This is a genomic window from Novosphingobium sp. KACC 22771, assembly GCF_028736195.1.
Lineage (GTDB): Bacteria > Pseudomonadota > Alphaproteobacteria > Sphingomonadales > Sphingomonadaceae > Novosphingobium.
This window is the reverse complement of the sequence record NZ_CP117882.1, coordinates 441,305-457,108: the sequence shown is the minus strand read 5'-3', so window position 1 is coordinate 457,108 and position 15,804 is coordinate 441,305. Positions and strand designations below refer to the sequence as shown.

Genomic DNA, 15,804 nt, shown 5'->3' with positions numbered 1-15,804 from the left:
CGATGATGAGGCATGATGCGCGCACCGGGCGCAGGATCGGGCTTGCCCTGATGACGATGGCGGCATTGATGGCGGGCGCCTGTCGCCGCGAGAGCTTTGATGATGCATGGCAGCGTCAAAGCAGGCAGGCAGACCAGAGCGCCAGCGCCATGGAGCGCGATATGCAGGCCCGCCTGCGTGTCGCGCAAGCGGCCGGACAGGATATGGCGGCCGGCGCAAGCGAAGCGGATACATCAGCGCCATGACCGCACAGGCTCACATAGCAACCCCCGGCGCTGATGCGAACAGCCCGCTGGAAATGCCTTGGGCGGCCTGGCGCCAGATCATCGTGCGGGTCTGGAAAACCATGGGCGAGCATCAGCTCAACCTGTTGGCGGCGGGCGTGTCCTTCTACACATTTCTGGCCTTTGTGCCGATCATCGCCTCGCTGGTGCTGGTCTATGGGCTGGTCGGCGATCCTCAGGCGATTGCGTCGGGGCTGGATGAACTGCGCGGATTTTTGCCCGATGATGTGATGCGCGTGGCGCGCCCGCCGCTGCTGGCCGCGATCAATGCCGAAACGCCCGCCAAAGGGCTGGGGTTGATCATGGCGCTGGGTGTGGCGCTGTATGGCGCGATGAATGCGGCCTTTTCGCTGCTCTCCGCGATGAACCTGATCTATGAAGAGGCGGTCAAGCGCTCCTTCTTTCGCACCCTGCTGCTGGCGCTGACGGTGACGTCGGGGATGGTGGCGTTGGGAGTGTTGGCGACGGCCGCGATTGCGCTGGTGTCCTGGGCCGGGCCGCTCTTGACGGTGTGGTGGGGCGAACAGGTGCTGATCCTGGCGCGCATCTCGGTCTGGAGCGTGGCGGTGGTGGTGGTCAGCGTGGGCTTTGCCGTGCTTTATCGCATGGTGCCCGACCGGCAACCGGCCAAATGGCGCTGGCTGGCGCTGGGGGCATTCGTTTCAACGGTGATGTGGATGGGGCTCACTTTGGGTTTCGGCGTCTATGTTGATCATATTGCCAGCTATAATGCAGTCTATGGTTCGCTCGCAACCGTGGTGGTGTTTCAGATGTGGCTCTATCTCTCGGCCTATGCGGCGCTGATCGGCGCGGCGGTCAATTGCGAGATCGAGCGGCAGACCATGGTGGACACGACGGTCGGGCCAGACCTGCCCATCGGCCAGCGCGGGGCGGCCTTGGCCGACAAATCGGGCAAAGCGGGGCGCGGGGCGACGTAAACGCGGCGCTACCTCTCGGCGGCTCCCTTCCACAGGGCCGTGGATTTGGGCAAAAGGAAGTGGCTGAAAGGCAGGATGGCAGCGCCCACGGAGGGTGCCTCCTGCGCCAGTCGGGCCTTTATCACCGGGGCCAGCACCGGAACATGATGGCGGTGAGCGCCCAGCTTGGTATTGAGCGCGTGAACCAGATCGTCGATCCAGCCACCGGGCAGGCGGCCGCCGATAATCACCGCCGCCGGGTTAATCAGGCAACTGATCGCCAACAGCGGTTCGACCAATTGATCGGCGGCACGATCAATCCACACGCGGCGCACCCTCGACACAGCGTCCCCATCGCGGTGCAGATCCTCAGGCGTCAGGCCTTCGGCCGCCATCAGCCGATAGAGGCCGGAGAGCGAGACGAGGCTCTGGATTTGCTCGCCTGTGTCACGCGCCGACATGAAGCCGATTTCGCCGCTGCGGCCCTGCGCGCCCCGGATGTAATTGCCCTCAACCACCAATCCGCCGCCAAGGCCCGACGAAACCAGCAGATAAAAGAAACTGGCGGCTTTGAGGCCATGACCCAATTGCTGCTCACCCATGGCCGCGGCGGCGGCGTCATTTTCCACAAACACCGGCAGGCGGAACGGATCGGCCACCAGTGCGGCAATATCGGCGCTCTCCCATAGCGAAAAATCAGCGGGGCGGCCCGGCAGGTCGATCAGCCCGAAATCGTCGGGCATGGCCACCCCGACCCCCACCAGCAGCGCCGGATCAATCCCTGCCTGCGCCACCAGTTCTGCGGCGCAGGCGCGGTAGTGATCACGCACATCCTCCGGCTTTGGAAAAGCGATGGCGCGTGTGGCCAGCGCCTGCACCTCGCCCGCGAAATCGACCAGCACGATCGTCACATGATCGCGGTCGATGTTGACGCCCAGTGCGTAACAGGCCGCTTTATTGAGCGCCAGTTTGGTGGCCGGTTGGCCGCGCCCGCCGCGGATTTGTCCGGCCTCCTTGATCATGCCTTCTGCGGCAAGGCGCTTGGTAATATTGGCGATGGAAGGCGCCGTCAGCCCGGTGATCCGCGCCAGATCGACCTTGGTGATCGGCCCGTTGACGCGGATCGCATGCAGCGTCACGCGTTGGTTATGGTCGGCCGCGCGCTCCAGATTGGTGCCCGAAAGACGGATCGGACTATCGCTCACGCGCGGGCGATCCCTTTGAAAAGCGGAGAACACGCGCGGGCCATGATCCAAAAGTCCTTTCAATGGCCCGCGCATGCCAAGTGCATGGGCTGCCCCTCAACGCCTCTGCTTTGCCACAGGCATTGGCCGCCCACAAAGGATTAATTCAAACGTTTTTCTTTATTTCCGGCACATCTATTGCCCCTGCAGCATGGCCGCCAGCATGGTCTGCCAAACCGCCAGGCAATCGCTCCCTTCCATGCGCGCGTTGCCCTTGCCGATCATCGCCTCGCTGGGCTCCATGATTGCCATCATGGCCACGCGCACATTGTCCCGGTAGAGTTTGCGCATGGGTTCCGCGTCGGGATCGTGCCACTCCCAGTCAGGCTGCACATTGTCATACATCGCGCGGGCGGCGCGTTCGAGCGGGGTCAGGTTAAGATCGGTCATCGCGCAAGGCCTTAGCCTGTGGGCGCGCCATGGTGAAGATCCAGCAGTGTGCTTCAATTCCCCAACGGCAATTCGGTCGTGCGCTTGATGCGGTCCAGCACCACGCTGGAGCGGACGCTGGCCACATCGCCATGGCCCAGAATGTCCTGATTGATCCTTTCCGAAAGGCCGCGCAGATCGCGCGCCAGAATGCGCAGCAGATAGTCCGAATCGCCCGTGGTGGCGCAGCAATCCAGCACGCCGTCGATGGCCAGCATCCTTTCATGAAAGCCGGTGATCGTTTCGGGTGCATAGAAACTCATCGTCACGGCGACAAACGCCTCGACCTGGAGCCCGAGAATGTCCTCGTCGAGCAGCGCCACCTGTTTGCGAATGATGCCGTCCTGTTGCAGCCGGGCGATGCGGCGTGAGACCTGCGAGGCGGAGAGATGCACGATCTCGCCGATCTGGGCATGGGACAGGGAGGCGTCGGCCTGAAGCTGGGTCAGGATTTTGCGGTCGAGTTGGTCCATGCGCCAATTATGCATCCGATGCCTTATAAGCGCAAGAACGGCGCATAATATGGCGATTATTCCTTCAAATTCGCGCGGATCACGCATGCTATTTGGCGTAAAACCGTGGCCAAGGGCCGCCGCATGGCTGCCCAACCAAATGTGGAGAGAAAGCCATGGCCGACAGCGCCCCCACCGCCGACCTGTTCGACAACCCCCTCGGCCTCGACGGGTTTGAATTCATCGAGTTTTCGGCGCCGGAAAAGGGCCTGCTCGAACCCGTCTTTGCCGCCATGGGCTTTACCCATATCGCCAACCACCGCAGCAAGGATGTGCAATTGTGGCGTCAGGGCGGGATCAACCTGATCGCCAATTACGAGCCGCGCAGCCCCGCCGCCTATTTCGCCGCCGAGCATGGGCCGTCGGTCTGCGGCATGGGCTGGCGGGTGCGCAATGCTGCCCATGGCTATGCCACAGCCATTGAGCGCGGGGCCGAACCGGTGGAGGTCAAGACCGGGCCGATGGAACTGCACCTGCCCGCGATCCGGGGTATCGGCGGCTCGATCATCTATCTGATCGACCGCTATGGCGACGAATTGTCGATTTATGACATTGATTTCGTCTACCTGCCCGGCGTTGACCGCCATCCGGTGGGCGCCGGTTTCCACACGATCGACCACCTGACGCACAATGTCTATGGCGGGCGCATGGCCCATTGGGCGCATTTCTATGAACGTGTCTTCGGCTTTCGCGAGATCCGCTATTTCGACATCAAGGGCGAATATACGGGCCTCACCAGCCGGGCGATGACCGCGCCCGATGGCAAGATCCGCATCCCCTTGAACGAAGAGGGAAAGGCGGGCGGCGGCCAGATCGATGAATTCCTGCGCGCCTATAATGGCGAAGGCATTCAACATGTCGCGTTCCGCTGCGACGATCTGATCGCGGGCTGGGACACGCTCAAGGGGCTTGGCACGCCCTTCATGACCGCCCCGCCCGCCACCTATTACGAGATGCTCGACGAACGCCTGCCCGGCCATGGCGAGCCGGTGGCGGAATTGCAAAGGCGCGGCATTCTGCTGGATGGCAGCACGCAAGAGGGCGATCCGCGCCTGCTGCTCCAGATCTTTTCCGAAACGGTGATCGGCCCGGTCTTTTTCGAATTCATCCAGCGCAAGAAGGACGAAGGCTTTGGCGAGGGCAATTTCACCGCGCTGTTCCAGAGCATCGAGCGCGACCAGCTGCGCCGGGGCGCGCTGAACGTGACGGAGAAGGCATAATGACAAACGCTCCGCAACTGCAACGCATCCACCATGTCGCCTATCGCTGCCGCGATGCCAAGGAGACCGTGGAATGGTACGCCCGCGTACTGGGCATGACCTATACCACCGCCTTTGCCGAGGATCATGTGCCCTCCACCGGGGCCTTCGATCCCTATATGCATGTGTTCCTCGATGCAGGCGGCGGCAATGTGCTGGCCTTTTTCGAATTGCCGGGCCAGCCCGAGATGGGCCGCGACCCCAACACGCCCGCATGGGTCCAGCATCTGGCCTTTGAAGTCGCCGATGAGGCCGCTCTGCTCTCCGCCAAGGCGCATATCGAAGCGCAAGGGATCGACGTGCTGGGGCCAACCTATCACGGTATTTTTCGCTCGATTTATTTCTTCGACCCCAATGGCCACCGGCTCGAACTGGCCTGCAACATCGGTACGCCCGAGCAATATCGCGAATTGCGCGAACTGGCCCCGGTGATGCTGGAGGAATGGAGCCGGACCAAACGCGCGCCACGCCATGCGCAATGGCTGCACCACGAACCCGACGGCGAGGGAGATCGCGCGTGATCGACCACACTCATGATGCCGCCGCGTCAAGCTGGGTGGAGGGCGCGGATGACCACGCCGATTTTCCGGTGCAAAATCTGCCGCTGGGGGTTTTTTCGCTCGCATCGGGGACGCGGCACATCGGATCGGCGATTGGGAATTATACGGTCGATCTGGCCGGGCTGGCCGACGCGGGCTTGCTCCCCGATGCCTTGCGCCCGGCTCTATGCGCGCAAACCCTCAACGCCCTGTTTCGCCTTGATGGCGCCACGCGCCGGACCCTTCGCCATGCCCTGTTTGCGCTGCTGACCGATCCGGCGCAGCGTGCTGCCGTCAGCCCATGGCTGCACCCCATGGATCAGGTTGACCTGCATCTGCCCTTTGCCATCGGCGATTACAGCGATTTCTATGTCGGCATCCACCACGCCACCAACATCGGCAAGCTGTTTCGCCCCGACAGTCCGCTGCTGCCCAATTACAAGCATGTGCCCATCGGCTATCACGGCCGGGCCAGCTCTGTCCGCGTATCGGGCACCCCGGTGATCCGCCCCAAGGGACAGATCAAGGCGCCCGATGCCGATCAGCCGACCTATGCCCCGTGCCGCCGCCTCGATTACGAACTCGAACTGGGCATCTGGATCGCCGGGGATCATGCCCTTGGCGAAACCATTCCGATCACCGACGCTTGGGACCGGATTGCCGGGTTCAGCCTGCTCAACGACTGGTCCGCGCGCGATATTCAGGCGTGGGAGTATCAGCCCCTGGGGCCGTTCCTGTCCAAGAGCTTTCATTCCACCATCTCGCCATGGGTCATTACCGCCGAGGCGCTGGCCCCGTTTCGCGTGGCGCAACCGGCGCGGGCGCAGGGCGATCCGTCCCCCCTGCCCTATCTTTGGGACCAAGCCGATCAGGCACGAGGGGCACTGTCCATCACCCTCTCGGCCACTTTGGCCAGCGCGGCCATGCGCGAAAGCGGCATGACCGCTCTGGAATTGAGCCGGGGCACAGCACGCGCGGCCATGTACTGGACCCCCGCCCAGATCGTCACCCATCAGGCCGCAAACGGCTGCGACCTGCACTCCGGCGACCTGCTGGGCACCGGCACGCTTTCCGGCCCGACGCGGGGCAGCGAAGGCAGTCTGATGGAAATGTCGCAAGGTGGCAAACATCCCATCCGCCTGCCCACCGGCCAGGAGCGGTGCTTTCTGGAGGATGGCGACGAACTGATCCTCTATGCGCGAGCGGAGCGCGACGGTTATCGCAGCATCGGCTTTGGCCCGTGCAGCGGCATTGTGACACCCTCCCGGTCCTAGTGGCTCTGCCGTGAGGCGCTAGTCCTGCACCATCCGCTGCGCCATGACGCCTGCCGACCATTGCGTAAGGCGGCTGATGAACCACACAATGGCGGGATCATTGGCCCGGGCGCGGTGGCATTGGATGGCCTCATGCATATCGGGAATGGCCACCGGCAGCGGCCAATAGCGGATGGGCAGATGCTCGGCCGCCTTGCGGGCCAGCGATTCATGCAGGATCGCCAACCGCCCCGTGCCCACCAGCAATTGCGGCACCACGCCAAAGGTCGTCGTCGTCAGCGCATTTTTGATGGTGATGCCCTGAAGCGCCAATTGGTGATTGGCAAAGGATGAGGTGGCCGAGCGCCCGATCAGCGCCGATATGAACCGCGCGGCCTGCAAATCATCCAGACCGGGCGCGCTCTGGACCAGAGGATTGTCCGCCCATCCCGCCACAACATGGCGCTCCTGAAAGAAATTGACCGCAGGGTGACGGTCACTGACATAATCGCTGGGGGTAATCAGCAGATCGAGTTCCCCCGCCTCCAGCATGGGAATCGCATCATCCTGCGGCGAAACGATGTCGAGGCGGATATGGGGCGCTTCCTGCTCGATTTGCGGCAGGAGATCGCCCAAAACCGCAACCAGAATGAAGTCCGAAGCCATCACCCGGAACTGGCGCGTGGAGGTGGCCGGGTCGAAATGGGCGGGCGTGTTGACCAGCGCCTCCAATTCGCCCAGCACGGATTTGACGCCGGGCTGGAGGCGCAGGGCAAAGGCGGTGGGAATCATGCGTTTGCCATGCTGGACCAGCAAGGGGTCCTCGAAATGCAGCCGCAGGCGGCTGAGCGCCGCGCTGATCGCGGGCTGGCTGACATGCAGCAATTGGGCGGCACGGGTGACGCTGCGCTGCTCGATCAGCACGTCGAGCACCTGCAGCAGGTTGAGATCCAGACCCTTGAAACGCATCGAATGATTTGCTTTCGTTATTCATTCGATAAATACAAAATATTTCCTTTATGCAAAGGCCTTTGCCATCCTCTCCCCACAAAAAACACATGGGGAGACGATTATGTATCTGAAATATATGCTGATGGCGTCTGCCTTGATCGCCGGGCCGGCGCTGGCCCAGACTCAGCCTCCAGCACCCACCGGCGGCGAGACCACCGGATTGCAGGACATTGTGGTCACCGCCCAGCGGCGCGAGGAAAATCTGCAAAAGGCCGCTCTGGCCGTCAGCGCTGTTGCCGGTGACACGCTGGTCAAACAATCGGTGACGCAGGCGACCGACCTGTCGCGACTGGTGCCCGCCCTTCAGGTGGCCCCTGCTTCCTCCTTCACCCAGATCTATATGCGCGGCATCGGCAGTTTCGGCGCCAATGCCTTTGCCGAACAGGGCGTGGCCTTCAATCTTGACGGCATCTATCTCTCGCGCCCCGCCGCGCCCGCCGCGCTGTTTTACGACCTTGAACGGATCGAGGCGCTCAAAGGCCCGCAGGGGACGCTCTATGGCCGCAATGCCAGCGGCGGTGCGCTCAATGTCATCACCGCCAAGCCCAAGCTGGGCGAAACCAGCGGTTTTGTGAATGCCGAGTATGGCAATTACAATGCGTTCAAAACCTCGGCTGCGATCAACCTGCCGCTGGGCGAACAATGGGCCGCGCGCCTTTCGGGCCAATATGCCCGCCATGACGGCTATATGAGCGATGGTTATGACGATGAGCGCACCGGCGCTCTGCGCGGCCAGTTGAAGTTTGACAGCCGCGCCGGGATCAACGCCACGCTGATGCTGGATTACGGCCATGTCGGCGGCAAGGGTTCGGGCGGCACGATCATGCCGTTGATCGGCAATGGCCGTCTGGGCGCCAGCGATCCGGCGGTGGTCGCGGCCTATCTGGCGCAAAGCCCGACCGCGCCTGTGCCCCAGATCACGGCCAAGGGCGATGGATTCCAGAACAACAATTATTACGGCGCGGCTCTGACCGCCAATGCCGACCTTGGCTTTGCCACGCTGACCGTGATCCCGGCATGGCGCAAGACCGACCTCGACTTTCAATCCTATGCCTCCTCCTTCCTGATCCGCGACATCGAGAAATCGCGGCAGGGTTCGGTCGAGGCGCGTCTGGCCAACCGCTCCGGCCCGGTGAACTGGGTGGCGGGCGTCTATTGGTTTGACGAACATGTCGATGCCCAGCAAGGCTATGATCAAGGTAGCAACCGGCTCCAGATCAACTCGCTGCTCGACACCAGAAGCCTTGCCGCCTTTGGTCAGGCAACCGTGACGATGGCCCCCTCCTTCCGCGTAACGGGCGGCCTGCGCTATACCGATGACCACAAACAGCAATTGACCAATTTCACCAACATGCCCTTTGTTGGCTTTGTCAGCCCCGGCACCGGCAATTTCACTCCGATTTTCGCCAATATCCCGGCTGTGGCCACATCGGACGTGCATTTCCGCAAGGCGACGTGGAAGGCGGGCGTGGAATATGATGTCGCGCCGCGCAGCCTGATCTACGCCTCGGTGGCAACCGGCTTCAAATCGGGCGCGCTTTTTGCCGCGACGGGCCAAAATTATTCCGCGCCGGAAAATCTCACCGCCTATACCATCGGGTCCAAGAACCGCTTTCTTGACAACCGGCTTCAGGTCAATGTCGAAGCCTTCTGGTGGGATTACCGCAATCAGCAGGTGTCGCATCTGGGCCCGGTGCAGGTGGCCACCACGCCCGGCGGGCCGGTCTATGCTCCGGTTTTCCTGACCGAAAACGCGGGCGCGGCCAAGCTCTACGGCATCGAGGCCGAAGTACTGTTCAAGCCGACCAGCGATGACCTGTTCACCGCCGACATCCAATGGCTGCATGCCCGGTACAAGAGCTTTGGCTATCTGGCCTATTCCTCATCGGGGGCCACCCCGGCGGCGGGCTGCGCGGTCACGCCCACCTCGCGCCTTGCGGCCACCGCGGGCGCGGCCATTTTCAACGTGGATTGTTCGGGCCGCCCGGTGGTCAATGCGCCCGACTGGACGGTCAATCTGGCCTATGAACACAAATTTGCGCTCAAGAGCGGGGCCAGTGTCACATTGGGCGCGGACACGCGGGTGCAGAGCGCCAGCTATGTCTCGATCGACTATCTGGCCGGCGGGCGTCAGGGCGCCTATATGGCCAGCAACGCCAGATTGCAGTTCGAACCGGCGGGCGGGCGCTATTCGCTGACCGCCTTTGTCAACAATCTGGAAAACACCACCATCTTTGCCGCCAGCTTCCAAAGCCCGGTCAAGAACGGTGTGCTGTACAACCAACTGCGCCCGCCCCGCACCTTTGGCGTGCGCGCCTCGATGCGCTTCTGATCCTGCTGACCAGCCCTCAGGATCACGGTCCGGGGGGCTGGTTCCCCTATTGCGGCATGACATCACGACCGCAAAAAATGATATCGCATATACCAAATGGTTGATGCGCCCGCTCTCGACACGCATCACTATCAACCCGGCGGCGATTCATGAAAGTCATGCCGCAGGGAGATGGATCACGATGACTTTTGCATTTCGTCTGGCCGTGGGCGCGGTGGCCGGTCTGCTGGCGGGGCCGACAACGGTTTATGCCCAGCAGCAACTTCCGGCCCAATTGAAGGGCGAGGTCCGCTCCGATGTGCCCGTGGCCACGCAGGTCATGCGCTGGCACATGAATGACGCGGGTGTGAACTCTTTCGCCTTCCGCAATATGGATCAGCTCTTTACCACCCGCACGGTCGGCCATTCGGGCGCGCCCTCGCCGCTGCCCAAGGTCGAGCGGGCGATGGATTTCACCTATTCCTTCGGCGGCAGGACATGGACTGCACAGGACGCGCTGGAGCGCACCTATACCAACGCCTTGCTGATCATGAAGGACGGGCGGATCGTCACCGAGATCTATCGCAACGGGTCGAACGAACGCACGCGCTTCATGGGCTGGTCGATGACCAAGTCGATTACCTCGACGCTGATCGGGGCGGCCCTGGCCGATGGGCTGATCGCCTCGCTCGATGATCCGATCACGCGCTATCTGCCCGAACTCAAGGGCGGCGGCTATGATGGCGTGACCATCCGTCAGATCCTCCAGATGCGCTCCGGCGTTGATTATGAGGAACGCTACGACTTTGCCAATCCCGGCATTGCGGCCAGCAACCATATCAACGCGCTGGTCAAGAACGTGGTGCGCTTTGCCGATGCGGCGCGCACGATCAAGCGCAAATCCAAGCCGGGTGAGGTCTTTGCCTATAAGACCATCGACACTGCCGTGCTGGGCTGGCTGATCGAGCGGGTCAGCGGCGGATCGGTGGCGGCCTATACCGCGCGAAAGCTGTGGGAACCGCTGGGCACCGAGGCGGACGGGTTCTACATCATGGACGGCGAACCGGGCACCGGGCGCGAATTCAGCGGCGCGGGTTTCAACGCCACGCTGCGCGACTGGGCACGCTTTGGCCAGATGATGCTGGACGAAGGCGTCATCAACGGCAAGCGCGTGGTCAGCGCCGATTGGGTCAAGGCCGCACAGGCCCCGGCAGGCCCGGAAACCGGCAACACCACCGGCCCGGAAGGCGGCTATGGCTATCAGTGGTGGACCATGGCCAATTCGCCCGCCTACTCGGCCATCGGGCTGCAGGGGCAATATGTCTATATCGACCCGGCAAGCCGCACCGTGGTGGTCAAGCTGAGCTATTTCCCGCCGCTGGAAGGCGATGTGGGCAAGGAGACGCTCGCATTTCTGGCCGCCGCCTCGGCGTGGAAGCCGCAGAACTGATATAATATAAAACGGGAGGGATACATGAAACTTCACCTTATGGTGGGGGGAGCGCTGGCGCTCGCCCTCGCCATGCGGCCCGATGCCGCATGGGCGCAGCAAACAGAAGCCGCCAGTCAGGGCGTGGGCGACATCATCGTCACAGCCCAGCGGCGCAAGGCAAAGCGGCAGGAGGGCAACGGACGCCTGACCGCGATGGGGAAGCCCGGATCGATTCGGGCCCGCCTTGAACTCTGATGAGGACCATCCACTCCGGCCTTTTCTAAAGCCGCGCGAGGGACTGGCAGACCTGCCGGACAAGATCGGCTTGGCGCCCCACACCCGTCTTGCCCAGAGCGCTCTTGAGCTGCATCCTGGCCGTACCCTCGGCAATGCCGCGATGGGCGGCAAAATCTTTGACCGTCATGCCGCCCACCAGATGCGTGGTCAGCAACGCCTCGGCCATGGTCAGGCCGAACAGATCGGCGACCTCTGCCGGATTGATGCTGGGCGCGGTTCCGGGCGAGCAAAGCGCGATCAGCGCAAGGCTGTTGCCGGGACGGCGCCGGTCGGCGGCATCGCGGCGCAATACGCGCAGATGCAAAACCTGCCCCGGTTCATCCCCGGCAATCCGGCAAGTGTCGCCCCTCTGGCCCCACACGGTATCGCGGACAAGCCGATCAGCATCAGCTGCGCGCAACCGCAACGTCGCGCCATGCCGCGCGATCTGGGGCAAGGCGTCGATCAACCTCTCGCCGGCGGCATTCATCCATCGCAGGCGCATATCGCAGTCACAGGCCATAAGCGCGAGGCTGGTCGAATCCATGAAGGCCTCGGTCACGGCAAGGCGCGCATCATACCCGGCCATTTGCACGAGCAGACGCGAGACTTGCTGAAAATGGGGCAAAAGCTGGGTCAGAAAATCCAGATCGCCCTGCGTCATGTCGCGCCCATCGCCCGGATGGCGGTGGAAAATCATCGTCATATGTTCGCCCGGCCCGGTTTTGCACCCCATCCAGAACCCCGGCCCCAGTCCGCAAGCGGCCAGCCCATGACGCAGCACCTCGCGGTCGGCGGCGGAAAAGGCAAGGCTGCGCTGATCACTTTCGATCTCATCCTGCCCCTGCGGTTCGGTATCGCGGCGAAAGCGGGGGTTGAGCGGCGAATTGGCCCAGGCATCGTGGCGCGCGGCCTGCTGCGTGGACCAGCTATCGCGGCGACAGACAACCGGAACCAGATCCTCCTTGTCGGCAAACAGGCTCTGAAACACCGCGCTCGCCACGCCCAGCCGCATTTTCAGCGCGTCAAGCACCGCAGTCCAGCGCCATTCCTCGCCGACCGCGCCATACATCGCAGCGATGAGTTGGTTGTCATCCACCGGCCAAGCCGCTCCTCTCCCCCGTCGCGGCGCTCTGCGGGCCGCTTACGCGGCATGCTACTCCCATTTTGCGAACAAGGCGAGGGGCGGGGGCGATCAGGCCCGGATCAATGGACGCCCCAACAGGACCGTCAGCCCGCCCAGCACCAGAGCCGCCAGCAGATGGGCCACAAAATCGGCCACCGACATTTCCGCCGGATGGCAAAAAGCCAACAGGCCGAAGGCCATGAACGCCACCCCCGCCCCGGCAACGGAGAGCGAAGCCCAAGGCTTCAACGCGCGCGTTCGTCGCAAGGCGGCAATCGCCACCACGACCATCGGCGCGCCCGCAGTCAGCACAAAGGTAAAGCAATAGCTGCCCACGCCTCTTTCCACCGCGACCGGCCGGGGGTGCAGGGCCATGCTGACCACGGCCAGCACCAGCCAGGCCGCCGCCCCGCCCACAATCCAGCCCTTGCGCCGGACCCGCCCGCCCGCCACGCTGATCGAGAGCGATGCGGCAAACATCGCCAGCCCCAGTGTCAGCGACAGGGCGACATTGGCCGCCGAGATCGCCGCATGCGCCCCCGACCAGTCGGTGGCGAACCGGCGCAGCAGGCGGGTGGCCAGCACTCCCAGCCCCAGCGCCAAGGGTCCCCACATCATCACCCGCCGCCACACCGGCGCCACACGGCCCACCGGCCGCATGTCCTGCACCAGCCTGTCAATCAGGGTTTCGGAATCGCGCATATCAGGCATTCCCATCCTCGCGCAGCCGGGCAAGGGCGCGATGAAGCAGCGATTTGACCGCCGAAACAGAGGTCCGGCTTGCCGCTGCCGCATCATCAAGGCTCATCTCTTTCAGCTTGACCATTTCCACCATCATCCTTTGCCTGTGCGGCAAACGGCCCAGCAAAAGGGCCACTTCGCGTTCATTCCCCCATGTCTCGGCGGGATCGGCGGCGTTGTCGGGGGCGGCCGCCATGGCCTCGTCGTCGACAATCTCGAACCGGCGGGTGCGGCCCGATCGGCGCAGCACGTCAATCGCGCGCGTCGCCGCAATCGCCCCCACCCACGGCATCAGCGGGCGCGACGGATCATAGGTGTGGCGCAGGCGATGGATCGTCATCAACGTGTCCTGCACCGCATCCTCGACCAGCGCCTCATCAAAGATCCGGCGCGCGGCAATGCGGCGGATCGCGGGCACCATCGCGCGCAGCACCATGCGATAGGCCGCATGGTCGCCATCCTGCGCCCGCCGCATCCATTCGGGCCATTCGCTTTCGGGGGGCTTGTCGTCGCGCACGCTGGGCCTACCGCCTCGCTGGGCATGCCATGGGGTCAGCCTTTGGCGCGCGCGGCGGTTTCCAGCGCCTTGATCGCCAAATCCCCGGTCAGCACCTGCGGCAGGATCACCGGTTTGCCCCCGCCCGCCGGATAGACGAGGTATAGCGGCAATCCGGTTCGGCCAAGTTCGCTCATCGCTTTTTCGATTCCCGCATCATAATTGGTGGAGTCGGCAATCATAAAGGCTGTATCGGTGCGCGCTATGGCTTCCTTGAAGGCAGGCGTCGACAGCACGGCCTTTTCATTGACCTTGCACGTCAGGCACCATGCGGCGGAAAAATCGACGAACACCGGTCTGCCCGCGGCGGTCTGACGCGCGACCTGTTCTGGCGACCAGCGGATCGGGCCTTCATTGCGGGCCACGCGCGGGGCTTTTTGCGTTTCAAACGCCGCGCCCGGCATGGCAAAGGCCCCGCCAATCACCGCCAGCCCCAGCATGGCCACCGCCGTCAGGCCGCGCGCCGGTTTGCCCGCCATGGCGCGGCGCTGGGCCAGACCATAGATCCACGCGCTGAAGGCCAGCAGCAACGCGCAGCCCAGAATGAGCGGCAGGCCCGCCGAACCCGTCTGGGCATCGAGCACCCAGACCAGCCATGCCGCCGCCGCCAGCATCGGAAAGGCGAGCGCATGTTTGAGCGTGCCCATCCACGGCCCCGGACGCGGCAGCCGCCGGGCCAGAGCGGGCGAAAAGGACAGCGCGGTAAACGGCGCCGCCACGCCCAGCGCCAGCGCGGCAAACACCGCCAGGCCCACCAATGGCGGCTGGACCAGCGCATAGCCCAGCGCCCCGGCCATGAACGGCCCGGCGCAAGGCGTTGCCACCACCACCGCCAGCGCGCCGGTCAGCGCGGCCCCGGTCAACCCCTCGCGGCCGCTCGCGCCCTGCCCGGCGGCCTGCAGGCCAAGGCCGATTTCAAACAGGCCCATCAGATTGAGCGCCGAGCCTATCATCACCAGCGCCAGCACTCCAACGATCACCGGCGATTGCAACTGGAAGCCCCAGCCTACCGCCTCGCCCCCGGCACGCAGCGCCAGCAGAACGCCTGCCAGAGCCAGCATCGCCAGCAGCGACCCGCCCATGAAGGCCAGACCTTCACGGCGCAGAAGGGCCGGATCGCCCCCCTGCCGCACGAGGCCGAACGCCTTTAACGATATGATCGGAAAGACGCAGGGCATGCAATTGAGGATCAGCCCGCCCAGAAAGGCAGAAAGAATGGCAACAAGCATCAAAAGCCTCGTAACGACAGAGAGGGGGATCCGGTCAGCGATCAGCCGTGCTTGGCTTTCCATTCGCGCACGGCGGCCATGGTCTTGTCGATATGCGCCTGCGGATTGCCGTCGGTATAGCTGAGCAGGATCTTGCCATCAGGCGCGATGACAAAGGAGGTGCGCTCGGAAATCAGACGGTCCTTGAAGGTCATGGTCGTCTTGTATTCAGCGGCGATCTTGGCGCCCGGATCGGCGGCAACGGCGAATTTGTCGCGGCATTCGACCTTGGAAAATTCGGCCACGCGCTCAACATTGCCCGCCGTCACGCCCACGACCGTCGCACCCATCTTGCGGAAGCTGTCGGTGGCCTCGGCGAACAGATGGGCTTCGACCGTGCAGCCGGGGGTAAAGGCCGCCGGGAAGAAATAGAGCACGACCGGCCCCTTGCGCAGCGTCTGATTGAGCTGGAAATTGAAGGTCTTGCCGGCCTTGGCGGCTTCGAGCGTGAAATTGGGCGCAGCCGCGCCCTGCGGCAGGGCAGCAATGCCCGAGGTCGGAAGCGAGGCGGCCAAAAGCCCAAACGCCAGCGAAACGGCAAGGTTCTTACGGAATTTCATCTGCTCTGCTCCAATGCGAAATCGGTTGATGAGGATGGGTCTTCCCTGCCCCCCTCACCTTCGCTTTCGCTGGGGTGTGGCAAAAG

17 protein-coding genes are annotated in these 15,804 nt (G+C 63.5%); 8 read left to right on the top strand and 9 right to left on the bottom strand.

The features are described 5' to 3' along the window. Positions 1-2: 2 nt before the first annotated feature. Together PQ467_RS18945 and PQ467_RS18940 are read left to right on the top strand one after the other, a co-directional pair. The gene (locus tag PQ467_RS18945; protein WP_274177090.1) at positions 3-245 is read left to right on the top strand and encodes a hypothetical protein; all 243 of its coding nucleotides are present in this window, start codon (positions 3-5) and stop codon (positions 243-245) included. Beyond that, positions 242-1,222, top strand: coding sequence for a YihY/virulence factor BrkB family protein (locus PQ467_RS18940; protein WP_274177089.1), 981 nt, complete (start codon positions 242-244; stop codon positions 1,220-1,222). Before PQ467_RS18945 ends, PQ467_RS18940 begins: the two co-directional genes overlap by 4 nt. A gap of 8 nt (positions 1,223-1,230) precedes the next feature. Here PQ467_RS18940 and PQ467_RS18935 read toward each other — a convergent pair whose 3' ends face one another. From PQ467_RS18935 to PQ467_RS18925, 3 genes are all read right to left on the bottom strand, one after another. Beyond that, positions 1,231-2,406 (bottom strand): ROK family transcriptional regulator, encoded by a 1,176-nt coding sequence (locus tag PQ467_RS18935; protein WP_274177088.1) that lies wholly within the window; start codon positions 2,404-2,406, stop codon positions 1,231-1,233. A 174-nt stretch (positions 2,407-2,580) separates the two neighbouring features. Next, positions 2,581-2,835 (bottom strand): hypothetical protein, encoded by a 255-nt coding sequence (locus PQ467_RS18930; protein WP_274177087.1) that lies wholly within the window; start codon positions 2,833-2,835, stop codon positions 2,581-2,583. A 53-nt stretch (positions 2,836-2,888) separates the two neighbouring features. Further along, entirely contained in the window at positions 2,889-3,347 is a 459-nt protein-coding gene (locus PQ467_RS18925; protein ID WP_274177086.1) for an Lrp/AsnC family transcriptional regulator, read from the bottom strand. Between the two features lie 155 nt (positions 3,348-3,502). Between PQ467_RS18925 and hppD the strand changes: the two genes are divergently transcribed. Genes hppD through fahA form a run of 3 tightly spaced genes read left to right on the top strand, consistent with a single transcriptional unit; the run spans position 3,503 to position 6,458 of the window. Continuing rightward, on the top strand, positions 3,503-4,606 hold the full coding sequence (gene hppD, locus PQ467_RS18920) for a 4-hydroxyphenylpyruvate dioxygenase (RefSeq protein ID WP_274177085.1): 1,104 nt from the start codon (positions 3,503-3,505) through the stop codon (positions 4,604-4,606). Further along, complete coding sequence (locus PQ467_RS18915; RefSeq protein ID WP_274177084.1) at positions 4,606-5,166, top strand: VOC family protein; 561 nt, start codon at positions 4,606-4,608, stop codon at positions 5,164-5,166. The genes hppD and PQ467_RS18915 overlap by 1 nt, the downstream gene beginning before the upstream one ends. Continuing rightward, positions 5,163-6,458, top strand: coding sequence for a fumarylacetoacetase (gene fahA, locus PQ467_RS18910; protein ID WP_274177083.1), 1,296 nt, complete (start codon positions 5,163-5,165; stop codon positions 6,456-6,458). Before PQ467_RS18915 ends, fahA begins: the two co-directional genes overlap by 4 nt. Positions 6,459-6,476: 18 nt before the next feature. On the opposite strand, the gene PQ467_RS18905 is transcribed toward fahA, so the two are convergent. Then, positions 6,477-7,406 (bottom strand): LysR family transcriptional regulator, encoded by a 930-nt coding sequence (locus PQ467_RS18905; protein ID WP_274177082.1) that lies wholly within the window; start codon positions 7,404-7,406, stop codon positions 6,477-6,479. A 103-nt stretch (positions 7,407-7,509) separates the two neighbouring features. Between PQ467_RS18905 and PQ467_RS18900 the strand changes: the two genes are divergently transcribed. The 3 genes from PQ467_RS18900 to PQ467_RS18890 all read left to right on the top strand — a co-directional run bounded on the left by PQ467_RS18900 (position 7,510) and on the right by PQ467_RS18890 (position 11,446). After that, complete coding sequence (locus PQ467_RS18900) at positions 7,510-9,780, top strand: TonB-dependent receptor (RefSeq protein WP_274177081.1); 2,271 nt, start codon at positions 7,510-7,512, stop codon at positions 9,778-9,780. Between the two features lie 181 nt (positions 9,781-9,961). Then, positions 9,962-11,209 (top strand): serine hydrolase domain-containing protein, encoded by a 1,248-nt coding sequence (locus tag PQ467_RS18895; RefSeq protein WP_274177080.1) that lies wholly within the window; start codon positions 9,962-9,964, stop codon positions 11,207-11,209. A gap of 24 nt (positions 11,210-11,233) precedes the next feature. Continuing rightward, entirely contained in the window at positions 11,234-11,446 is a 213-nt protein-coding gene (locus PQ467_RS18890; protein WP_274177079.1) for a hypothetical protein, read from the top strand. 25 nt (positions 11,447-11,471) lie between these two features. On the opposite strand, the gene PQ467_RS18885 is transcribed toward PQ467_RS18890, so the two are convergent. From PQ467_RS18885 to PQ467_RS18865, 5 genes are all read right to left on the bottom strand, one after another. Next, a complete protein-coding gene (locus tag PQ467_RS18885; RefSeq protein ID WP_274177078.1) occupies positions 11,472-12,566 on the bottom strand; it encodes a helix-turn-helix transcriptional regulator in 1,095 nt (364 codons plus the stop codon). A 96-nt stretch (positions 12,567-12,662) separates the two neighbouring features. Further along, positions 12,663-13,295, bottom strand: coding sequence for a DUF1109 domain-containing protein (locus PQ467_RS18880; RefSeq protein ID WP_274177077.1), 633 nt, complete (start codon positions 13,293-13,295; stop codon positions 12,663-12,665). A gap of 1 nt (position 13,296) precedes the next feature. Then, a complete protein-coding gene (locus tag PQ467_RS18875; protein WP_274177260.1) occupies positions 13,297-13,809 on the bottom strand; it encodes a sigma-70 family RNA polymerase sigma factor in 513 nt (170 codons plus the stop codon). A 77-nt stretch (positions 13,810-13,886) separates the two neighbouring features. After that, complete coding sequence (locus tag PQ467_RS18870) at positions 13,887-15,119, bottom strand: protein-disulfide reductase DsbD family protein (RefSeq protein ID WP_274177076.1); 1,233 nt, start codon at positions 15,117-15,119, stop codon at positions 13,887-13,889. A 41-nt stretch (positions 15,120-15,160) separates the two neighbouring features. Next, complete coding sequence (locus tag PQ467_RS18865) at positions 15,161-15,718, bottom strand: peroxiredoxin (RefSeq protein ID WP_274177075.1); 558 nt, start codon at positions 15,716-15,718, stop codon at positions 15,161-15,163. Positions 15,719-15,804: the final 86 nt, after the last annotated feature.